The organism is Clostridium rectalis (assembly GCF_900626095.1).
Lineage (GTDB): Bacteria > Bacillota > Clostridia > Clostridiales > Clostridiaceae > Clostridium_AS > Clostridium_AS rectalis.
Genome location: NZ_UYZZ01000002.1, coordinates 29,981 through 54,074, shown reverse-complemented (window position 1 = coordinate 54,074; position 24,094 = coordinate 29,981). Strand labels below are relative to the sequence as shown.

The following is a 24,094-nucleotide window of genomic DNA, read 5'->3' as shown; positions in this document are numbered from 1 at the left end:
TGGAGGTAATGATATGGAGAATTTATATAAATTAGAACTTATTTTAGATGGATTAGGATGTGCTCATTGTGCATCTAAAATTGAGGAAAATGTAAGTAAACTGGATTTTGTGGAGGAAGCATCTTTAAATTTTGTTAGTAAAACATTAATAATCAATTTAAAAAATGAACGCTATAGAGAAGAGGCTTTATTAAAAAGTAAAGATATTATAAAAAAACTGGAGCCAGATGTAAGAGTTATTGAAAAGAATAAGAACTATAGTAGACTAACAAAAGTGCAGGCTATTGAAAGGCATAATCATTGTAATGATGATTGTTGCAGTTGTCATGATTATAGTCACAATAAAAATCATAATAATACTCATGAGTATGGGAAAGAAGGGAAAAATAAATTTATATTTTTAATTATAGGAGCAATATTTTCAATAGTTGCCTATAATATGCAAAATACTTTTTATGAAATAGTATTATATGTAGTAGCATATATTCTTATAGGTGGAGACGTAGTTTTAAAAGCTATAAAAAATATTTTCAGAGGAGAGATTTTTGATGAAAATTTTCTTATGGTAGTAGCTACTCTTGGAGCATTTGGGATAAGGGAATATCCAGAGGCTGTATCTGTTATGATTTTCTACCAAGTTGGTGAATTGTTTCAAGGATATGCGGTGGATCGTTCAAGAAAATCTATAGCAGAACTTATGGATATAAAGCCTGAGTTTGCTAATATAATGTTAAATGGAGAGATAAAAAAGGTTTCTCCAGAGGAAGTAAATATAGGAGATATAATAATAGTAAAACCTGGTGAAAAAGTACCTTTAGATGGAATAGTAATAGAGGGAGAATCCTTTTTAGATACATCTGCTTTAACAGGAGAATCTGTTCAAAGAAAAGTAAAAAAAGACAGCGAAATTTTATCTGGGTTTATAAATAAAACTTCACTGATTAATATAAAGGTAACAAAGAGTTTTGGAGAATCCGCAGTATCTAAAATATTTGATTTGGTAGAAAATGCAAGCAATAAAAAGTCTAATACAGAGAATTTTATAACAAAATTTGCCAGATATTATACACCAGCTGTGGTTATTACAGCAGTAATTTTAGCTACAATACCACCACTTGTTATAAAAGATGCCTTATTTTCAGATTGGCTTTATAGGGCGTTAATATTTTTAGTTATATCATGTCCTTGTGCTTTAGTAATATCTATTCCATTGGGATTTTTTGGAGGGATAGGAGCTGCATCTAAAAAGGGGATACTTGTTAAAGGCAGTAATTATTTAGAGGCTTTAAATAATGTAGATACAATAATATTTGATAAAACAGGTACTCTAACTAAAGGGGTTTTTACTGTTACAGAAGTAGTGCCATATAATGAAATAGATAAAGAAACTTTGTTGGAAATAGCTGCTATGGGAGAAATCTATTCAAATCATCCTATAGCTCTCTCTATAGTAAAACATTATGGTAAAGCTGTTGATAAAAATTATATTAAAGATTATAAAGAAATTTCAGGTTTTGGAATAGAAGCTATTGTAAAGGATAAAAAGATATTCCTGGGAAATAGTAAATTAATGGAAAGAGAAAATATTGATTACAATAAAGAAAAAATATTAGGTACAGTGGTGCATGTAGCTTTAGATGGATATTATGCAGGATATATAGTTATATCTGATGAAGTAAAAGATGATGCTAAAAAAGCAATAATGGGATTAAAGTTATTAGGTATTAATAATATTAGTATGCTAACAGGGGATAGTAGATATGCTGCAAATAAGGTAGGCGAAGAACTTGGAATAGATAAAGTATATTATGAACTTTTACCTCAAGATAAGGTATTAAAATTTGAAGAGCTTTATAGTAAAAAATCAAAGGAAAGTAAAATATTATTTGTAGGGGATGGAATAAATGATGCTCCTGTTCTTGCAAGGGCAGATATTGGTGTAGCTATGGGAGGACTAGGTTCAGATGCTGCTATAGAGGCATCTGATGTAGTGATAATGAATGATGAACCATCAAAAATAGTAGAAGCTTTAAATGTGTCTAAAAATACAAGAAGAATAGTATGGCAAAATATAATATTTGCATTAGGAGTAAAATTGATTGTGTTAATATTAGGTGCTTTTGGAGTAGCAAATATGTGGGAGGCTGTCTTTGCAGATGTGGGAGTAGCTCTAATTGCAGTATTAAATTCAATGAGAATATTAAAGAAATAATATATTTAAAGCTGTTAACAAAATTGTTAGCAGCTTTATTTTGTTAACATTTTGTAATAAAATTTAAGGTAAATGTAACTCATGAGTATAAAAATAAGAGTATTATATAATAAGTTAATATTTTTTTATATAAATAAAATAGTTTATAATAAATGAGAGATCATATTATTGTTAAGGTGGTTATGTTATGATTAAAATATTAGTAGTAGAGGATGAAAGTAGTATAAGAGGTTTTTTGAAAATCAATTTTAAAAGGAATAATTTTAGTGTAATAGAGGCAGAAACAGGAGAAGAGGGGATAAGAAAAGCGAAGATTGAGAAACCAAGTATTGCTATATTAGATGTTATGTTGCCAGGAATCGATGGCTATAAAGTATGTGAGATGTTAAGAAAGGAATTTCCTAATATAGGTATAATAATGCTTACCGCCAAAGGACAAGATATGGATAAAATTATGGGATTAGAATTTGGCGCAGATGATTACATGGTAAAACCCTTTAATCCTTCTGAATTAATATTAAGGGTAAAAGCATTACTCAGGAGAGTTGAATTTAGTAAGAATGACGATAAGGATACAGTATCAAGTGGTCCTTTCATAATTGATACTTATGCGCAAAAATTATATAAAAATAATGAGGAAATAGATGTGACACCAAAGGAATATTTGCTTATGAAAATATTTATAGAAAATGAAGGGAAGGCTTTTAGTAGAGATGAGCTTTTAGATATTGTATGGGGATATGATTTTGTAGGTGATTCTAAAATTGTAGATGTAAATATACGTAGATTAAGAGCAAAAGTAGAAGAGAATCCATCTAATCCTATATATATAGAAACTATATGGGGGAGAGGATACAGATGGAAAAAATTATAAAATTATATTTGGAGAGTATTTATGAAAAGTATAAAGAAAAGATTAATAACAAATTTTATGCTTATCATTGTTATTAGTGTATTGACTTTTGAAGTTATATTAATAAACTTTGTTAAAAAGTACTATTATGATAGTACAGAAGAGGTTTTAACAAATCAAATAAAAATTTCAACTGATTTTTATTCAAAGTACCTATCTAATAATTCACTATATGAAAATGTAATGGATAATGTGGACGTGTTTTGGAAACAAACGGAAGCCCAGGTTGAGATTTTAGATCTTAATGGAAAAGTGCTTATGGACTCCATAGGATTGCAACCTAAAGATAGTATAAATACAATTGATGTTAAAAAAGCTTTAAAAGGAGAAAAAGGTAAATGGATAGGTAACGTGCCCTATGATAAATATAAGGTTATGGCTATTTCTTATCCGTTAAAATCTGATGGAAAGATTGTTGGAATTTTAAGATATATAAGTTCTTTAAAAGAAGTGGATAAATCTGTGGTAGTTGTATCTTTATTGTTTTTGAGTATAGGTTTTATAGTCATATTTATAGTTGGGATATTTAGCGTATTTTTATCAAATAGCATAATAGGCCCTATAAAGTCTTTGACTATAACAGCAGAAAAAATGGCAAATGGAGATTTACAAGAAAGAAATAAGAAGGTTTTTGATGATGAAATAGGAACTCTATCAGATACAATGAATTATATGGCTGAAGAAATATTAAAGAAAGAACAGCTAAAAAATGAATTTATCTCCTCTGTTTCACATGAGTTAAGGACCCCTTTAACTGCAATAAAGGGCTGGGCTATTACTTTAAATTATGATGAGTTAAATGATAAGCAGCTTATAAGAGACGGCCTTACCATTATTGAAAATGAAAGTGAGAGATTATCTTCTATGGTAGAGGAATTGCTTGATTTTTCTAAACTCATATCCGGCAAAATATCTTTGAAGAAAGAATATATTGATTTTAAAAATTTAATGGGGTATATACAAACTTATATGGGCCCCAGAGCTAAAAGAGAAAATATAAATTTTGTAGTAGACTATGATGATTCCATAAAAAAAATTTATATGGATAGTAACAGAATAAAACAAGTACTAATAAATATATTAGATAATGCATTTAAATTTACAAAGGACACAGGGGAAAGAGTAGTTAAACTGTCTACAAATTTAAGTGAAAACAAGGTGATTATTTCAGTTGAAGATAATGGTTGTGGCATAAGCAGCCAGGAAATTCCAAAGGTTAAAGAAAAATTTTATAAAGGTAAGAGCAGCAAATCTCAAAATGGTATAGGATTATCTATATGTGACGAAATAGTTAAGATGCATGAAGGAAAGCTTTTTATAGATAGTTGTATTAATGTAGGAACTACGGTAAAGATAATTTTACCTTTATATAATGAATTTCAGAAGGAAAAATTTTATGGAAAAGATTTAACAGGAGATAGAGTATGAAAAAAAATAAAATTATTATAGTTATATTTTTATGCTTTATATTTTTTCCCAGTATAATATTACAAGGATGTTCACTAAATAAATTGGCAAATACAGGTAAAATAACAGCACCCTTAAATGAATTAATTCCTATTTCAGGGGTATGGGAAATCTATAAATATAAAATATTTAATAAGGATAATATTAAATTTCATGACAATGGTACAAATCCAGATGAACTAATAGGTAAACATGCAGCATTTAAATCAAATTATGCTGTATTTTTAAATGAAACCTGTGAAGATGCTCAATATAAAATTAAAGAAGTAGATGCCAAGTATTATTTCTTTTATACATATAAAATAAATTTAGAGGAATTAGATATATCAAATAAGAATGTAGAAGTTATTTCTGTTACATCGGAAGGTAAATTATTTTATGATGTTATAAAAGTTAGTGATAATGAAATAATATTGTATGTTGATAATATATTTTATTTTTTAAAAAAGGTTTCAGATAATCCAGAAGAGATTATAAATAAGAAAATTATAAATAAATTAGATGAACACAAAAAACAAAGTTCTCAAAAAAATGATGAAACCCATAGATCGGGGGTTTTAATAGGATTGAGATCAAATACCCCAATGGATTACAGTAATTATTTAGGAGAAAAATATAATAGTGTATTTTATAGAACTATATGGATTTCCGCTATGAATAAGGAATTATATCCAATTTTAGAAACACCTAATTTATTTGCACCGAGAATTAGTGGATTTTGGTGGATCGGTGTAAAAAGGGAAGAAATTCAGGGAGATAAATATAAAGACAATATTTTTGCTTATCCAGTAAATGGGAAAGAAGATTCAATTATTTTAAATGTTAATTCCCAAGAAAATACTATAAAAAAAATATTATTTATAGGAAATGATTATATTGGTATAGAAAGTAAAAAAAGTAATGAAGATGATTTTAGTGGTAAAAGTGTATTAAAGGTTTTGCCTACAGATAAAGTTTCTGATAGTAAAGGGGTAAAAATATCAGACATACTAGAGGAAAATGGAAGATTAGCTTTAAATAATTCAGCAGAGGCATATTTAGCATCTCAAAATGATGATATAATCAAGAGACTTGAAAAGATACCGAAAGAGGAAAGTTTCACTATGATTAGAAAAAATGGACATTGGATTATGAGAGGAAGGCTTCAAAGTAAAAATTTATATGATTATACTTATGCTGATTTTAATATAAATATGGTACCTACTAGTAAAATAATAAATTATGATGATTTTTATTTTTCATGGAATGATGTAAAAGAAAGGGTTCCTGATGCTGTAGATGCTTACGCATCTCCAAATAAAGATCTGGCAATTATTATAAATAAAAACTATATATATGTATATGGAGTAGAAAAGAATGTACTAACAAATACGCCCCTTAAAAAAATAGCAATTAATAATGGAGAAAGCGTTGTTATGGCAGAATGGGCTACAGGTGATTATATGGAGAGATGGGAAAAAGCTATTAAAAGTACAAGTGCTATAGAAATTAAATAATATGTAATAAAAAATAGGTATTATAGATATTAATAAATACCTATTTTTTATTATTTAAACTTAAATTAAGGTACATAAAGTATAATGGTTATAGTATCATTTAGATATATATGCTAAAATAATGTTATTTTCTTAAGGGAGGGGCTCGTTTAACTATGAAAAAATCCAAAAACAAGAATAAGACATGGTTTGCATTAAGTGTAATGATTGCAGGACTTATTACATTAAATGTAGGAAACGATGCTGGAAAAATTATAACATACTCTTTTATGGGAGCAAAATTTGGATACAGTATGTTATTTGTACTGTTGCTATTATTTATAAGTTTATCAGTAATACAAGAAACAAATGGAAGAATGGCTGTGGTAACCGGAAAGGGACTAGGAGATTTAATAAGGGAATGGTATGGTGTAAGACCTGCTTTTTTAGCTATAATAGTATTATTTGTAACTAATTTTGCAGTATGCATTGGAAATTTTGCAGGAATAGCTATAGCTTTAAAATTATTAGGCGTAAGTCAATATATATCTATTCCATTAATTTTGATTATAATATGGTTTGTAGTAGTAAAGGGTTATTATAATAAAGTAGAAAAAATATTATTTATATTTAGTATAGGTTTAATTGCTTATGTAGCTGCTATGTTTAAAGCAAATGTAAATTGGTCAGTGGTAGTTAAACATACATTTTACCCACATTTTTTATTTCAAGGAAAATATATTTTAGCCATTATAGCAATGATAGGGGCTACAATACCTCCACATATGCAATTATATTTACAAAGCTGTGTAGTAGAAAGAGGAGTGGATATAGATGAATATAAGTATGAAAAATTTGATATTTATTTTGGAACATTTATATCTTTTATAATATCTTTTTCTATTTTAGTTTGTAGTGCTGTAGTACTTGGAAAAGGTAATGTATTTAATATAAGAAGCTTAGTTACTGTACTTAATAATTTACTTGGAGGAAATTTAAATATAATCTTTGCTTTAGTTTTATTAGCTATATCTATTGCAGCTGGAGTTACAGCTCCACTTTCAACAACTTCTGCTGTTTGTGAGTCTTTTGGAATAGAAAGAGGTATGGAAAACTCCTATAAAGAGGCTCCTATATTTTATGGAATATTTACTTTTATTGTAGTAATAAGCGCTATATTTATTCTAATACCTAATTTACCACTTACTAAAATAGTGATAATGTCTCAACAAATTGTAGGGCTATTAACACCTATAATGTTAATATATATATATATAGTTTCAAATAATAAAGAAATAATGGGAGAACATGTAAATAATACTGTTCAAAATATAATATTATGGTTTACTATATCTGCATCAATAATAGTAATTATACTTTTGATCGTTTATACTGGACTAAATCTAATATGTTAAAAAGCCACCATTATTTAAATGGCCCCCTTTATAATAAAACTGTTTATTATAAAGGGGGCATTTTGTATTAGTTAGCTTTAACTTAGGCAACTGTTTCTTTAAAAGTAAGATTTATTTTTTTATCCAAACATTTCATCTCTTTAAATAGGAAAACTCCTGTGATTATAGCAGAAGATAAATCAGAAATAGGTGCGGACATCCATACACCTAGTAGGCCGAAATGTTTAGGTAAAATTATAAGCATTGGTATTAATATAATAACTTGTCTTAAAAGGCTAGTGAAAGTAGCAATTTTAGCCTTACCAACGGACTGAAAATAATTTGAACTTATCATTTGAAATCCTATTATAGGCATCATCACAAGAAAAATTCTAATTCCTTCGGAAGCTATTTGGATTAATTGGGGGTCTTTACTAAAAATTTTAATTATTGTTTCTGGAAAAAATTCAATAAAGGAAAATCCTAATAAACAAATTACACAGGCAGCCTTAATTGAAAGCTTCATTGCGGTTTTAACTCGAGAATATTGTTTAGCACCATAGTTGTAACCTATTATAGGTTGAGCACCTTGGTTTATACCAAAGATAGGCATAAAAAATACTAAAGAAATACTATTTATTATTGCCATTGCCCCTATTGCTAAATCACCTCCATAAATTTTTAAAGAATTATTTGATATTATATTTACAATACTAGAAGCTAATTCCATAAAGAAGGGAGCCATTCCAATAGAAATAATATCTATAAATATATTTTTATTTAGTTTAAAATATTTTATTTTTAATTTTAAACTGCTATTTTTACCGGTGAAATAATATAAAACCCAAATTGTGTTAGCGGTTTGAGATATTATAGTGGCATAAGCAGCCCCTTTTACTCCCATATTAAATATATTAATAAAAATAGGATCTAATATGGTATTTAGTACTGCTCCAAGAAGCATAGTAAGCATGGCTACTTTAGGGTTTCCTTCAGCTCTTATTATGCTATTTAAACCAAAACCGAGAGAATTAGTTATAGCACCTATTAATATAATGGTTACATATTCTTTAGCATATATAAAGGTATCTTCACTAGCACCAAATGATTTTAAAAGAGGATCTAAGAATATTATGCCTACAATAGATACTAATATAGTAAAAATACATAATAATACAAAGGCATTGCCTAATATATTTTCAGCCTCATCTTTCTTTTGTTCCCCTAACTTAATAGAAACTAGGGCGCTAGAACCTATTCCTATAAGCATACCAAAGGCTAAAATTATAGTCATTATTGGCAAGGTAAGTCCAACTCCTGTTATAGCCATAGAACCTACATTAGGAATATGCCCAATAAAAATTCTATCTACTATATTATAAAAGGCATTTACAAGCATACCTATAATTGCAGGTATAGAGAATCTAAATAATAGTGAGTTTATGTTTTCTGTTCTTAGTTGTTTTTGTCTGTTCATTTAATCGCTCCTTATAGTTGTAACTAATATAACGAAATTTATTATATACAACTAAAGGAAACTTAGCAATAACTTTATAAAAAAATCGGTAAGGATATACCTTACCTTTAATAGCTTTAAAATTTTTGGGTTTGTGGTGTCTATTAATTAAAATAAAGTTTGTTAACTTTCAAAACAAATTATTTATCTTATGTATATAATATATACTATATAGTATTATAGATATTAACAAATAGGTTACTAATATATTAAAAAATGATTACAAAATATTCTGTTATAGATATATAATATTATTGTGTAATTTATATAAGGTGGAGGAATACAAATGAAAAATAAAATATTGATTACTTTAAGTGCAATGACAATAGCTGCTATATGGGGGTATTTTACAGATTTAAAAAGTGGTAATGTAGCTGGATTTATATCAAGAATTTTTTTTGTATCAGCAGCAGTACTAGGGTTTCAGATTTCTATGGGAAGAGCTGAAAAAAAGGAAAAAGATAAAGAGAAAAAGAATATTAAAAATAATGTTAATAAAAAGAAAAGATAAGTTTGGTTTAAAGAGACTAGGGTAAAACAAAGTCTCTTTATTTTAAATTAAATATGAAAACAAAAAAGGAAGAGGTTTAAAATATGAAAAAGATTCTTATAATAGAAGATGAGTCAGCTATAGCAGACTTAATGAGCTATTCATTAAAACGAGAGGGATATATAGTAAAAAGTATTGATAATGGTAAAGAAGGAATTGAAATTACGGAAAGCTTTAAACCAAATCTTATAATATTGGATTTAATGTTACCAGATATAAGTGGATTTGATGTATGCAGGAATATAACTCAAAGATTAAATATTCCTATAGTTATGATTACAGCTAAATGTGATATAACTGATAAAGTTTTGGGGCTTGAATTAGGAGCGGATGATTACATAACTAAACCTTTTGATATGCGAGAAGTACTTGTAAGAATAAGGTCAATATTTAGGAGAATTGATCTTATACAGCAAAGTGTTAAAAATAATGATTTGGATTATATTACTATAGGTAAGGATATAAAAATATATAAAGATGAAAGAGTTGTGATGAAAGGGAGGGATAAATTAGAATTTACTCCAAAAGAATTTGATTTATTGATATTTTTAGCAGAAAATAAAGGGAGAGTATTTTCTAGGTCACAACTTTTAGATAAAGTTTGGGGATTTGAATACTTAGGTGATACTAGAACTGTAGATATTCATATACAAAGGATAAGAAAAAAATTAGATGAATTTAAAGGGAATTCTATTATTGAAACTGTGTTTGGAGTTGGATATAAATTAAATAATTAGAGGTGAAAATTGTGAAAATTTCTCTAAGGTATAAAATACTGATAAGCTTTTCTTGTGTATTTTTTATAGGAATTATAGTTCTAATATATTCTACAGAAAAAATAATTAATAATAATAATCAGTACATAATAGAAAAAGAGATGAAACAAGTAAGGAAGGATATAGATATATATTTAAAACAATATTTTATTCTTAATAATACTGAGCCAAACAAATCTATATTTAAAGTGGAAGGGAAAAATATAACAGAAGAATTAAGCTATAAAATAGGTGATGAAATATCACTATATTCTGATGCAGGGGAGATACTTTGGGACTCTTATGGTCATAGAGATGATAAAGATAGTACAGAAGATTTAAAACTAGCTTTAGAGGGAAAGACCTCATATAGTATAAATAAAAAAAATAATAAGTTTTTTGTTAATTTAAGTTATCCAATAAATTTAAATGAAAAGAATATTGGAATTTTAAGATACACAAGGGATTATACAAAGTTTTATAGTGGGAGTAATCATATAATAAGTACTATAAAAATAATAGCATGCTCTTTATTTTTCTTTATAGTCTTGTTATCATCCATGTTAACTCAGCATATAACAAGACCTATAATAAACTTGCAAGAAGCTTCTAAAAAAATAAAACAAGGTGATTTTGAAGTTGATGTTTGTATAACAAGTAAAGATGAAATAGGAGAACTTGCAAAGAGTTTTAAAAGTATGGTAGAAACTATAAAAGATCAGATTATAACTATAAAAAGAGATAGGGATGCTTTAAGAGAAGTGGAAATGAGTAGGAAAGTATTTTTTGATAATGTAACTCATGAACTAAAAACGCCTATTACTACAATATTAGGTTATTCAGAGATAATTGAAGATAACGGATTTACCGAAGAGGAGTTTTTTAAAAAGGGAATAGCACATATAAGACAGGAAAGTGAAAGATTAAATAGAATGGTAGTTGAACTTTTAGATCTTTCAAAGAATACTTATAAGGATTTTTCCTATGAATTTGATTTCATAGATTTATCGAGGATATTGAATATTACTTGTGAAGAAATGTTTATAAAGGCAAGAAGGTATAATATTACAATACAAAGCAACATAGAGGGTAACATTAATATAAAAGCAGATAAGGATAAGTTAAAACAAATTTTTATAAATATTATTGATAATTCTATAAAATATGGTTATGTAAATTCAACTATAAAAGTAAACGCTTATAAAAAATATAGTAAGGCAATAATAGAAGTGATAGATGAAGGTGAGGGAATAGATTTAAAAGATATAGAAAATATATTTCAACCTTTTTTTAGGGTAGATAAGAAATTATCTAGAGAAAAAGGAGGAAATGGATTAGGGCTTTCTATAGTAAAAACAATAGTGGAAAAACATAATGGACAAGTTCATATAAAAAGTAAGGTAAAGGAATGGACAAAGGTTACAATAGAATTTCCACTTTTATAATTTTTACAATTTAGATACAACTTTAACAATGTTAGATACAAGTATGATATATAATATAAAATAAGGATATTTAGGAGGAAATTGTGGGTAACTATAAAGCTAAAAGTATATTTTTAATTGTAATAGTTTTAGGTTTAGGTTTTTATTTAATAAAATATGAAAAAGAGGATTATACTAAAGTTTTTACTTTAGATGAAAAAGATTTTGTGGAAAGTACATTAGGAAAGGATAAAGATGAAGTTATTTCTTTAAATAAAGTAGAAAAGGTATCCATTCCCTTCGATGGTATTGGGGAATGTTGTGATTTTGTAGATGATGAAAATATAGTGTGTACAACTCGAAATAGTAGTGATAGTTTTGTAGATTCAAAGGATAATAAAATTAATTATTTTCAAATAAATATTTTAAATATTAAAGAAAATAAGTCTAAGCCATTAAGCCCTATACACAATAAAAGTCAAAATTTTATGATTTCCTCTCCAGATAAAAAAAAGATATTTTATAGTGCAGGAAAAGATATATTAGATAAAAGTATTTATAAGGTTAATGACAATGAAAATAAAAGCTTTATATATAGCTTAAAGGATCAGAAGGCGGAAAACATTGACTATAAAACATTTTTAAAATGGATGCCAGATAGTAGTGGATATATAGGTGTCAAAGATAAACTGTTTTTTCATGATACAAATTTAAATAAAAATATAAATATATTAGATGAAAAGAAGGTAAAAAAATTAGGGAATATTTTTGATATATGTATTTCTAAAGATTGTAAAAATATTTTTTTACAATGCTATAAATGGGATGAAGACTTTTATAGTTATATATATCACATAAATTTAGATAAGCCTAATAAAGTATCTTTTATATTTAAAGGAAATATTAAAAAAATTGATGCACTTGATAACGAAAATTTAATTTTTACCGGTAAGTTTAATAATGAAAAAGCTCTTTTCATATACAATGTACCTAAAAGAGATATAAATTTATTACTTGATGATGAAGTTATTATGTTTAAGCTTTCAAATGATAGAAAAAATATAGCCTATGTGAAAATGGACAAAGAAGGTAATAAAAATCTTTATGCGGCTAAGGTATATAAAAATTCTATTAGTTATAATTTAATGATATATAAAAATATTTATATAAAAAACAATAATTTAAATTGGAGTGAGGATAATAAAAAACTTGTAGCTTCTTTTTATGAAGATAAAGAAGATGGGGAAAATTTGATGTATATTTTTTATTTTAAATAAGGGAGAGAGATTTATTGGACAAGAAGAAGAGAAAAAAGAAAAAAAAGTTTTCTATAAAAAAGTTTATGTTTTTTATAATATACCAAATATTATTTTTAAGCATAACAGGAATAATACTTGTATTTCATGGACCATTTCATAATGTTAAAAAGATTTTAGTAGGTACAGCAATGTCAACCTTTAAACATCAATACATAGCTACACTATTTTTATCCAAAGATGAAATAAGTAAAATGGTGAATAATAGTAAGGTATATGATAAGCAAGATGTGGGAGATATACAAATAAGCGGAGATGAAGATAAAAGCATTACTAGATATAATGTTCATCAAAATAGATTTGATGGATATATATTAGAAATAAAAGATCCTAAAAGAGTTAAGGTTGCGTGTACAAGTAAAATTGGTGTTCAAGGTCAAAGAGTAAGTGAAATGGCCAAGGAAAGAAAGGCTATAGCAGCAATAAACGGAGGCGGGTTTTTCGATAAAAATGATAGTGGAAAAGAGTGGGTAGGAACAGGTGCCTATCCAGAAGGTTTAGTAATATCCGATGGAAAAATTGTGCGAAACAATCTTAAGGATGACGAAGAAGTTGATGTTATGGCATTTGATGATAAAGGAAAGTTAATTGTAGGTAAAAAAACTTTTAATGAATTAAAGAAAATGAATTTAAAGGAAGCATTAACTTTTAATAGAACTTTAATAGTTAATGGAAAACCACAGGTAGAAGATGAGGGTGAACAAGGACTCCAACCGAGAACAGCCATAGGTCAGAAGAGGGATGGTACTGTAGTGTTTATAGTGATTGATGGTAGAAAATTGTTTAAAGAAGGAGCAAGTTTAAAAGATTTACAAGATGTTCTTTTAGAACAAGGTGTATGGAACGCGGGAAATTTAGATGGAGGATCTTCAAGTACTATGTATTATAAAGGAGAAATAATAAATAATCCTTGTAATAGTACGGGTGAAAGAACTGTAGCTACTGCATTTTATGTAGCACCTTAAGGAGAGTGTGAAGATGAAGTTATTAAAAAGATTAATTATATGGAGTATAGTTCCGTTAACTCTTGAACTTTCAACACTTTTTTATGTGGATAGATACTATTTAACTAATAAAGGACAATGCAAAATAGAAAAGGTAGAGGAAATGGAATCAGAAGGTATAGATAAAAATGTACAGGTACCTATACCACAAGATGCAGAATCAGTTAAACTTTCTTATGATGGAAAATATGTTTCTTATAAGCAAGGGAATAACATAATTATAATAAATACATTTGATGGAGAAGAGAAAAAGGTTGAGATACCTACAAGGGCTGAAACTTGGTATTATACATGGCTACCAGACAGACATAGAATGTATATATGGGAAAAATTTAGTGAAGGATCAGATTATTTAAAGGTATGTTATTATGACAGAGATAAGGATGATAGAGCTATTATAACGGATAATCATTACAATGAAGTAAAGATTCCTTTAGCTAATGGGAAATATAAAATTTTAGATCATGTAATCTCAACTTTAAATGGGGTAGAATATGTAAAAGTACAAACAAATGATGAGAGAAGTAATATATATAGACTTAATGTAATGTCACAAATGGAAAAATATAAGGGATATTCAAAGGTAGGAAAAATAGCTGTATTAAGTAGGGATGATGTATTCATATACGAAGATTTAAGATACGGAAGAGTTAGAATTAGTGAGAGAGAAAATTCACTAAGAATACCTGGTACTAATAATTTATGCATTTTAGGTGTAGACGAAGAAGATAATGTCTATGTGGGAGATGTAATTAATGAAAGAGTAAATAAAGTATTTTACGGTAGTCTAAAAGAAAATGAAAGTTCATGGAAAGAAATTAAGTTAAATAATTCAGTAAAAAAAGAAAACATACACATAATGTCAGATGGCAAAGTATATACAAACAATGAAGATGAGGGGATAGTAAAGGATATAGTTTCGGGAAAAGAAACAAAGTATAAGGGGAAACTAGTACAATATTACAATAGAGGTATAGGTATAATAAATGATGGTAAATTTAAAAAAGTAAAATTTTAAAGAGCATGTTTTTACATGCTCTTTATTTTTTGAAAAAGTAAAGTTTACCTTCTTGTAATGAAAAATCAATTTTATCATTATTGTAAAGATGGGAAAGAAATGCGGATAAGGCAGAAAGATTAATATGATATTGTAAAAGATTCATAGGTAAATCATTTAAAATGACAAGATTTTGAAGTATGTCTTCTTTTGTTAGAGGTTCATCTAATAATTGCAAGATCTCATCACAATAGCTTTCTATATTTTTTAAATTTTTATCTACTAATTCATATAAATCTTTTTTTTCTAAAAATCTGTCATTGCTATGGCCTAATACAAAAAAATCAGCATCTATTTTTTTTATGGAGTTCAATGTATCAATACTCTCTCCTATGTGATATAAATAAGGAAGAGAATATTTTACCATTGTTTCATCACTGAATATAGAATCACCTAAAAAACAAACTCTTTCATTAGTTATAAAACCTATCTGTTCTTCAGTATGACCTTTCAAAGGAATAACTTCAAATTTTTCATCATTAATTTTATTAATGCCATATTCTAAAATATAATCCACTTTAAAGGATTTGTTACCTCGAAATAATCCCTTCATGGGAGTGGATCCGAATATCATAGATGGGTATAATTCAATATTTTCCATAAATATTTTTTCTTTAGAAGTAGTGTATACTATGCATCCAGGATATTTTTTTGTGAAATAATTATTTCCTCCACAATGGTCTAGATGATAATGAGTATTTATTATATATTTTGGATGGAGATTATTTTTAATTAGTATCTCATCTACTTGCCTAGCTTGGGTATTATTGATACCCGTATCAATAAGGAGACAATTCTTATTTTTAAATACGTATATACCTGTATTAGTAGGTGCATTTACATAGTAAGTATTCCCCTTAATTTTTGTTAGTTCCACAATAATCACGTCCCTTATAGATTTTCTACTAAAATAAATATAACATTATAGAAAAATATATACAAGCAAGGAACAAAAACTAGCTATTTGACAAATCTTCAGAAAATTGGTAATTTAATATAGTATATATAATTAAAGTAGAAGGAGGTTTAATATGTTAGATAGAAAAATATTAGATATGAAGGACGAAATAATTCAGTCTATACAAAAGTGTGTACAAATTAAAAGTGTAGAGGAAGGATCTAAGGGGAACATGCCTTTTGGAGAAGGGGTTTATAAAGCGCTAGAGTACTCTCTGAAACTTTCAGAAAATTTAGGATTTAATACTGTAAACCTTGACAATATGATAGGATATGCGGAATATGGACAAGGTGATGAAATGGTAGCAGTATTAGGTCATTTAGATGTGGTTCCAGAAGGGGATGGATGGAAATACCCTCCATATGGGGGAGAAATTCATGGTGGTAAGATTTATGGCAGAGGTACAACAGATGATAAAGGACCTACCATAGGAGCAATATATGCATTAAAAGCCATTAAGGATTTAAATATTCCTCTAAATAAAAGAGTTAGAATAATATTTGGAACTAATGAAGAAACAGGGAGTAATTGTGTAAAACACTATGTGAAAAAGGGAGAAGAGATACCAGTAGCGGGGTTCACACCGGATTCTGAATATCCTATTATAAATGGGGAAAAGGGAATTGTAACTAGTAAATATAAAAAAGTTTTAGACAGTAAAGGGGATTTAATATTAAAATCTATAAGAGGAGGAATAGCGCCTAATGTTGTACCTGATTATGCAGAGGCTTTAATAAAGGGAGAAAAGCAAAAGATTAATTCTATAAAAATGTTAAAAGATAAGTATAAGGATATAGTTATAGAGGAAAAAGATAATGAAATTTTAATAAAATCTTACGGAATATCAGCTCATGGAAGTACTCCACACAAAGGAAAAAATGCTATTATGAACTTAATATTGTTCTTAAATGATATAGATTTTTCTTTAGATACTAATGAGTTTTTATGTTTTATGAAAGAGTATATAGGATTAAATACTGATGGAAAAAGCTTAGGTATAAATTTACAAGATGAAGTATCGGGAAGTTTTATATTTAATCTTGGTACTATCATTGGGAATGAAGAAGAGATAGCTATAGAAATGAACATGAGGTACCCTGTAACTAAGAAGTTTGAGGATTTTATAGATATATTCAAAGAGAAGATGGAAATAGGAAGATTACAAGAGGTTTATACAAGACATAAACATAGTCTTTATGTATCACCTGACAGTGAATTTATTAAAAAACTTCAAAAGGTTTATGAAGAAAAAACAGGAGAAAAAGCAGAACTTATATGTATAGGAGGGGGCACCTATGCAAAGGCCATGGATAATATAGTAGCTTTTGGACCTGTATTTAAAGGACAACCTAAAGTTGAGCATCAACCAAATGAATATATAGAAATAGATTCTTTAATGAAAAGTATTCAAATAATGGCTGCAGCAATTTGTGAATTAGCTAAGTAATTTAATCATATAAATATATATAAAATATAAATAAAAGGGGGAATTTCATTTGATAACTAGGGGGTTTACTTACATTGCTTTTCTAATCTTTTTTGCTAGCATTCTTGTTCTTGCAGAGAAAAAAACAAAGTCAAATTTTTTCAAGTATGTTCCAGCTATTGTACTTTTGTATTTCACAGCTATGCTTTTATCGACCTTAGGTATGTGGCAAAAGACAGATGAGATAAATAGGGTATATAAATCACTTAAAGATAATTTACTTCCAGCAATGATATTTTTAATGCTTTTAAGATGTGATATGAGGGAAATTGTTAAATTGGGGCCCAAAATGCTTATAGGATTTTTTTCTGCTACCTTAAGTATAATGATAGGTTTTATACTTACCTATGCTATTTTTAAAGGTTTTTATGAAACTGATACCTGGAAGGCATTTGCTGCTCTTGCAGGAAGCTGGATAGGGGGAACAGGAAATATGGTAGCGGTACAAGGGGCTTTAAATGTACCTGATGCTAAGCTTGGCTATACACTTTTAATGGATTCTATAAATTATTCAATATGGGTAATGTTTTTATTATGGCTTGTATCCTTTGCATGTAGATTTAATAAATGGACTAAATCAGATACTAGCCTTATAGATGAGATAGGTGAGAAATTAAATAATAAAAAACAAAGTATGAGAAAAGAAATAGAATTTGGGGATTTAATATTACTTTTAGGATTAAGTTTATTTGTTTCCGCTGTATCTATTTATTTAGGACGACTAATGCCCAACTCTCAGTTCTTCCAAGGTAGTACATGGACAGTTATAATTGCTACATTTTTAGGAATTGTATTTGCTATGACACCTGTAGCTAAAATTCCTGGATCATCTCAATTATCAAATATCATGCTTTATACAATAGTTGCATTAATAGCATCTAGAGCAAATTTTGCAGAACTTACAAAGGCACCTATATATATTATTTCGGGATTTGTAATTTTAGCTATACATGCATTATTATTAACAATATCTGCAAAAATATTTAAACTAGATTTATTCACCTGTGGAGTTGCTAGTCTTGCAAACATAGGAGGAGTCGCTTCTGCACCTATATTAGCAGCTGCATATAGTGAGGCTTTAGTGCCTATAGGAGTACTTATGGCTCTTATGGGATATATAGTAGGTACCGGTGGAGGGCTTTTAGTAGGAAAAATATTATCTCTATTATAGGGGGAGAGTTTATGATTAAATCTAAGTTAGTAGGTATATTAACTTTAGTCTTTACTGCAGTGATTTTTACTAATGTAAGGGGAGCGGCAAATGATAAAAATTCATTTAAAACTAATGTACCAAAGCTTGATGAAAAAATGTTAAACTCTTATTTTTGGATAGAAAAAATAAATAAAAAAAATAAAACAATTATGTCCAAAGAAGAAATTGTAAAATATAATAGAGAAATAGAAGCAAAGTCTGATGTTTTGGTTGATTTAAAATCCTATAAAGAAAGTTTATCAAAGGAGGAAAGAAAAAGGTTAATTTTAAACTTAAGTACTCCATCTAAATATCCTAGATATGATAAGGAGGGGAATTTAGTTTCTCAAAAATATTATGATAACCTTATAGAAAATCTAAATTTAGATGAGTTAAAAGATGAGGTTAAGGTGGGGTATGGAATTACTGTCAGAAGAACTATAATGAAAACTTTTCCTACTTTTGATATGTTATTTACCAAGGGAGATAATTATGAATTTGATAGACTTATGGAAACAGCAGTTTATCCTATAGAGCCTGTGGTTATTTTAAGTAGTAGCAAAGATAAAAAATGGTATTTTGCACAAATCTATAATTATCTTGCATGGATTCCAGCAGAAGATGTAGCTGTAACTTCAAAAGAGCAGCTGTTTAAATATTTAGAAACTAAGAATTTTTTAGTTGTGAGTGGTAGTAAAATTTATACAGTATATAATGGCCTAAATAAAAATACTTCAGAGTTGCAAATAGATATGGGTGTAAAAATTCCTTTGGCAAGTGAAGAGGAATTTGGAGATGAAATTTATGGTCAGGATATAACGGGTAATTATGTAGTAAATCTTCCTACAAGAAAGGAAGATGGAACTTTAGAAATTAAACTTGCCCTTATTAGAAGAAACTCTGATGTATCAGTTGGATATTTACCATATACAAGGGAAAATATTATAAATCAGAGTTTTAAGTTCCTAGGGGAAAGATATGGTTGGGGTGGTATGTTTAATGCTAGGGATTGTTCTGCCTTTGTTATGGATGTATACAGATCAATGGGAGTAAATCTTCCAAGAAATACGGGGGAACAAAGCGAAAAATTTATAGGAAAATATTTTGACATATCAAATAATGTAGATAAAAAAGAAAGAGAAAAGATATTTAATAATTTAAAGCCTGGTACTGCTTTGTATATGGACGGTCATGTTATGCTTTATATAGGAAAATGTAAAGGTGAACATTATATGATACATGATTTTTCAGGATTTTATAATAAGGATAAAAATGGTGAAGTTAAATATTATAAAGCCAGACAGGTTATGGTTACTCCAATATGTCTTAATATAGATGATAAGGGAGGTACTTATAAAGATCAATTGTATGGTGCAATAGAATTTACATTGGGGGAATAGATTTTTGTCATAAAATTTAATTAAAGAGTATATTTATAAATATACTCTTTAATTAATATAAGGGGGAAATTTTATGTTATTTGGTATGTCACCTCTTGTTGCACTTATTCCTTTAATAATCTACATTGTTTTAGCTTTTAAAGACATAAACCCTATCTTAAATGTATTACTTTGTGTTATTATTACAGCTATTTTAACAAATAAGCCGCTTCTTAGTATGGGATCTGTTATTGCAGAATCACTAGGATCTTTTTTATCTCTAGTAGGATTTATAATTATGCTTGGTGCTGCTTTAGGAGCAGTTTTAAAAAAGACTGGGGTAGCAGAAAATATAGTAAGAGGGGTTATGAGAAAGGTTGGTATTAACACGGAGAAGAAGGCTATAATCTCCTCAATGATAACTTCAATGTTTTTGGTTGCACTCCTTGGAACTCTTGCCGGGGCTAATGCAATTATAGCACCAATTGTAATTCCATTAGTAGCAGTTATAGGTATAACTCCTTCGGCATTAGCAGCAGTGCTTATGGGAGCAGGTATAACTGGTCTTTTTATAGGGCCATTTTCCCCGCAGGTTGTTACCATAATGGGACTTACTAACCTTAGTTACACAGAATATTTAATATCAGCTGGATTGCCTGTTACTGTTGTGTGTTTAATAGTAACATACTTTATGACTTTAAAAATACAAAAGGACACTAAAGGCATATATGCATATGAAAATATAGAGAAGGTAGACATGGATGTTAAAGTAAGTAAAAATACTAAAAGGGCTACAGGGGTATTTTTAATTGCACTCGCACTGCTTATAGCTTATGGAATAGCAATAAAAAGTGGTGCATCTTATGCTATAGTTGTTATGTTTACTTCAGCAATAGCTACTGGATTAGCAGCAGGAATAAAGTTAAATGAATTATTTGAAACCATAGTAGAAGGGGCTTCACGTATGATGTGGCTATTCATAATGTTTGTATTATTTAATCCATTTATAACCTTTATAGAGGAGTCCGGTGCATTCAAAGCTTTAGTTGATATTTTAAAACCACTTTTAGATTCCGGTAATAAAATAGTATTTTCATTAGTATCTACATTAACTGGTATCTTTGGCATAGGAGGAGCAGCGGTGGCTCAGTCAGTAGTTATGGATAAAATGTTTAAAGAGTTTGTTCAAGGATTAGGGATTTCTTCTGGACTTTGGGCTATGATAATTCTTGTTGGGTCTCAAATAACTTCATTTGCATATCCAGAGGCAGATATGCTTGGTCAAATGGGTCTTGCAAGATCAAAGGATTTAAAAAATATGGTTAAACTTGGAATTAGTATAGTTATAGCCAATGTAATATTGATTTTTGTAAGATCTTTCTTTGGATAAGGGGGAAATAAAGTGAAATTGGAAGATAAAATAAAAAATATCATAGATAATAGTGGTGGGGATATATCTGTAGTATTTAAGAACTTAAAAAATAATTACTGTATAAATATAAATGAGAACAAAGTTTTTCCTTCTGCTAGTACAATTAAATTAGTAATTATGGCAACATTTTTAAAAAAGGTAAGAGATGGATTAGTTAAGTTAGAGGATAATATAGTACTACTAAATAGTCATAAATGTGGTGGAGATGGCATATTAAAAGAATTAAATGAAGGGCATATATTTACGTATAAAGAAATTATCACATTTATGATTATTATAAGTGATAATACAGCTACAAATATTTTAATTGATTTTTTAGGAATGGATGAAATAAATAGTATGGCAGAGAGTTTAAATCTTAAACATACTAGGATTAAACGTAAAATGATGGATTCTGAGGCAGTTAAACAGGGCATGGATAACTTTACTACTGCTAAGGATCTAGCAAGTTTTTTAACTCTTTTATATAATAAAGAAATAATCAATGAAAATTATAGCTATATTATGTTAGAGATTTTAAAGAGACAACAGGTTAAAGGAAGGCTTGATTTATATTTACCAGAGGATTTATGTATTGCCCATAAGACAGGAGATTTAGATAGATTAGAACATGATGTGGGTATAGTTTATACAAAGAATATTAATTATATAATATGTGTTTTAACTAGTAATATAGATAATAAAAATGGAAGGGAATTTATAGGAAGGATTTCTAAACAAATATACGATAATGTTATAAATAGTTAATACTAAAATAGCTGTTGATATTTATCAACAGCTAATTTCTTTTGAAGCCATATAAAAAGTATTATTCTAAATGTAAGTAATACTATGGTATAATATTGTATAATAGAGTATATGCATAGGGAGGAATGGGAAACAGGAGAAAGAAAATTAAAATATTAATGTAATATTAAGATAAAATTTCATTTTATAGTTTTTAACTATGAAATATAACAAAATGGTAAACTAGATGCTTATTTTCTAGCATGCCTTATAAAATTTAATGGAGGTAATGTCCATGGAGTTAAATAAAAAAATTCATGAATTAAAGGAAGAATTAATAAAATCCACACAAGAGATTATGAGAATAAAAAGTGTGGAGGAAGAAGCAAAAGAAAATATGCCTTTTGGTGAAGGCGTATCAAAAGCTTTAGAATGTGCTCTTGAAATTTCAAGAAGATTGGGTTTTAAAACTAAAAATCTAGATGGATATGTAGGGTACGCAGAGTATGGTGAAGGAGAAGACTATATAGGTGTATTAGGACATTTAGATGTTGTGCCAGAGGGTGATGGATGGGTTTATCCGCCTTATGAAGCAGAGATACATCACGGTAAAATATACGGAAGAGGAGCTTTAGATGATAAAGGACCGATTATGGCTGCACTTTATGGATTAAAAGCCATAAAAGATTTAAATTTACCTCTATCAAAAAAAGTAAGAATTATTTTTGGAACAAATGAAGAAACTGGTAGCAAAGAAATGGAATACTATTTAAAAAAGGAAAAGCCACCAGTAGCAGGATTTACTCCAGATGCGGAATATCCTCTTATATATGCTGAGAAGGGAATAACTAGTTTTGACTTAGTTAGAAAGTTAGAAAGTTTAGGAACAGATGAAATTTTTATAAAATATATAAATGGTGGACAAAGAGTAAATATGGTCCCTGACTATTGTGAATCTGGAATAGTTGTAAAGGAAAAGGATACTGTTATAAAGGCTTTAGAAAAATTTAAACAAAGTAGTGAATTTAATTTAACAGCCCACATAAAAAGTGACATGGTGGTAATTAAATCAATAGGGGTTTCTGCGCATGGAAGCTTACCTCATCTTGGTAAAAATGCTATAATGCAAATGTTTAAATTTTTGGCTACTTTACCTATAAAAGACTCGGATATATATAAATTTATTGAATTTTTCAACCAATATGTTGGATTCGAATGTGATGGAAAATCCTTTGGGGTTGCACTTTCAGATGAAGAATCGGGAAAACTTTCATTTAATATAGGAACAATAGAGATGAACGAAGAAAAAATAAATCTTGGATTAAATTTAAGATATCCTGTAACATATACTTTTGAAGATGTTTTGAATCCTTTAAAGGAAACTTTAAAAAATACAGGAATAGAAATAGATAATATGAGTCATCAAAAACCATTATATTTTTCTAAAGATCATGATTTAGTTAAAACTTTAATAAACGTTTATAATGATCAAACAGGAAAAAGAGGAGAGCCTCTTGCTATAGGTGGGGGAACTTATGCCAAGGAAATGCCTAATATTTTGGCATTTGGACCAATATTTCCAGGGAAACCTGACCTAGATCATCAGGCCAATGAGTATATAGAAATTGACGATTTAATTATGAATTCAAAAATATATGCACATGCAATATATGAATTAGCAAAATAGGTTTTATAGGCTTTGTTTATACAAAGCCTATTTAAATTTGAGTTATAAAGTATATTAAATAGACTTAACTTTCTTATATTAAAAATTAATCTATCGTGGTATAATTATAATATAAGGAAACGTATACAAAATACTTTTAAGGAGGGCTTTA

General features: G+C 28.2%; 19 protein-coding genes. 17 read left to right on the top strand and 2 right to left on the bottom strand.

Translation table 11 applies throughout. The annotated features are described in order from the left end of the window. The first annotated feature begins 13 nt into the window (after positions 1-13). From EJL03_RS03020 to EJL03_RS03000, 5 genes are all read left to right on the top strand, one after another. A complete protein-coding gene (locus tag EJL03_RS03020) occupies positions 14-2,212 on the top strand; it encodes a heavy metal translocating P-type ATPase (protein ID WP_125152500.1) in 2,199 nt (732 codons plus the stop codon). 187 nt (positions 2,213-2,399) lie between these two features. Beyond that, positions 2,400-3,086, top strand: coding sequence for a response regulator transcription factor (locus tag EJL03_RS03015; RefSeq protein ID WP_125152499.1), 687 nt, complete (start codon positions 2,400-2,402; stop codon positions 3,084-3,086). Positions 3,087-3,107: 21 nt separating this feature from the next. Next, positions 3,108-4,553, top strand: coding sequence for a sensor histidine kinase (locus EJL03_RS03010; protein WP_125152498.1), 1,446 nt, complete (start codon positions 3,108-3,110; stop codon positions 4,551-4,553). After that, positions 4,550-6,088, top strand: a complete 1,539-nt coding sequence (locus EJL03_RS03005) for a hypothetical protein (protein ID WP_125152497.1) — start codon at positions 4,550-4,552, stop codon at positions 6,086-6,088. The genes EJL03_RS03010 and EJL03_RS03005 overlap by 4 nt, the downstream gene beginning before the upstream one ends. 155 nt (positions 6,089-6,243) lie before the next feature. Continuing rightward, a complete protein-coding gene (locus EJL03_RS03000; RefSeq protein ID WP_125152496.1) occupies positions 6,244-7,482 on the top strand; it encodes an NRAMP family divalent metal transporter in 1,239 nt (412 codons plus the stop codon). Between the two features lie 82 nt (positions 7,483-7,564). On the opposite strand, the gene EJL03_RS02995 is transcribed toward EJL03_RS03000, so the two are convergent. Beyond that, on the bottom strand, positions 7,565-8,938 hold the full coding sequence (locus EJL03_RS02995) for an MATE family efflux transporter (protein ID WP_125152495.1): 1,374 nt from the start codon (positions 8,936-8,938) through the stop codon (positions 7,565-7,567). A gap of 325 nt (positions 8,939-9,263) precedes the next feature. Between EJL03_RS02995 and EJL03_RS02990 the strand changes: the two genes are divergently transcribed. The 6 genes from EJL03_RS02990 (at position 9,264) to EJL03_RS02965 (ending at position 15,044) form a co-directional block, all read left to right on the top strand. Further along, on the top strand, positions 9,264-9,488 hold the full coding sequence (locus EJL03_RS02990) for a hypothetical protein (protein ID WP_125152494.1): 225 nt from the start codon (positions 9,264-9,266) through the stop codon (positions 9,486-9,488). An 83-nt stretch (positions 9,489-9,571) separates the two neighbouring features. Next, positions 9,572-10,264 carry a response regulator transcription factor gene (locus EJL03_RS02985; protein ID WP_125152493.1) on the top strand — a complete coding sequence of 231 codons (693 nt, stop codon included), beginning with the start codon at positions 9,572-9,574 and terminating at the stop codon, positions 10,262-10,264. 11 nt (positions 10,265-10,275) lie between these two features. Continuing rightward, positions 10,276-11,727: a sensor histidine kinase gene (locus EJL03_RS02980; RefSeq protein ID WP_125152492.1), complete on the top strand. Its 1,452-nt coding sequence runs from the start codon at positions 10,276-10,278 to the stop codon at positions 11,725-11,727. Positions 11,728-11,810: 83 nt separating this feature from the next. Further along, positions 11,811-12,983 (top strand): hypothetical protein, encoded by a 1,173-nt coding sequence (locus EJL03_RS02975; RefSeq protein ID WP_125152491.1) that lies wholly within the window; start codon positions 11,811-11,813, stop codon positions 12,981-12,983. Between the two features lie 14 nt (positions 12,984-12,997). Then, positions 12,998-13,987 (top strand): phosphodiester glycosidase family protein, encoded by a 990-nt coding sequence (locus EJL03_RS02970; RefSeq protein WP_125152490.1) that lies wholly within the window; start codon positions 12,998-13,000, stop codon positions 13,985-13,987. A gap of 13 nt (positions 13,988-14,000) precedes the next feature. Beyond that, positions 14,001-15,044 carry a hypothetical protein gene (locus tag EJL03_RS02965; RefSeq protein ID WP_125152489.1) on the top strand — a complete coding sequence of 348 codons (1,044 nt, stop codon included), beginning with the start codon at positions 14,001-14,003 and terminating at the stop codon, positions 15,042-15,044. A 22-nt stretch (positions 15,045-15,066) separates the two neighbouring features. Here EJL03_RS02965 and EJL03_RS02960 read toward each other — a convergent pair whose 3' ends face one another. Further along, positions 15,067-15,960 (bottom strand): MBL fold metallo-hydrolase, encoded by an 894-nt coding sequence (locus EJL03_RS02960; protein WP_125152488.1) that lies wholly within the window; start codon positions 15,958-15,960, stop codon positions 15,067-15,069. Between the two features lie 154 nt (positions 15,961-16,114). Here EJL03_RS02960 and pepV (EJL03_RS02955) point away from each other — a divergent pair, with 154 nt between their 5' ends. From pepV (EJL03_RS02955) to pepV (EJL03_RS02930), 6 genes are all read left to right on the top strand, one after another. Then, the gene (pepV, locus tag EJL03_RS02955) at positions 16,115-17,488 is read left to right on the top strand and encodes a dipeptidase PepV (protein ID WP_125152487.1); all 1,374 of its coding nucleotides are present in this window, start codon (positions 16,115-16,117) and stop codon (positions 17,486-17,488) included. Positions 17,489-17,537: 49 nt separating this feature from the next. Further along, positions 17,538-18,698, top strand: a complete 1,161-nt coding sequence (locus tag EJL03_RS02950; protein WP_125152486.1) for a DUF819 family protein — start codon at positions 17,538-17,540, stop codon at positions 18,696-18,698. Between the two features lie 11 nt (positions 18,699-18,709). Further along, positions 18,710-20,119, top strand: a complete 1,410-nt coding sequence (locus EJL03_RS02945) for a C40 family peptidase (RefSeq protein ID WP_125152485.1) — start codon at positions 18,710-18,712, stop codon at positions 20,117-20,119. A 73-nt stretch (positions 20,120-20,192) separates the two neighbouring features. After that, complete coding sequence (locus tag EJL03_RS02940) at positions 20,193-21,488, top strand: GntT/GntP/DsdX family permease (RefSeq protein WP_125152484.1); 1,296 nt, start codon at positions 20,193-20,195, stop codon at positions 21,486-21,488. A gap of 12 nt (positions 21,489-21,500) precedes the next feature. Then, positions 21,501-22,277 (top strand): serine hydrolase, encoded by a 777-nt coding sequence (locus tag EJL03_RS02935; RefSeq protein WP_125152483.1) that lies wholly within the window; start codon positions 21,501-21,503, stop codon positions 22,275-22,277. Between the two features lie 274 nt (positions 22,278-22,551). Beyond that, positions 22,552-23,943: a dipeptidase PepV gene (gene pepV / locus EJL03_RS02930; protein ID WP_125152482.1), complete on the top strand. Its 1,392-nt coding sequence runs from the start codon at positions 22,552-22,554 to the stop codon at positions 23,941-23,943. The last annotated feature ends 151 nt before the right edge of the window (positions 23,944-24,094 follow it).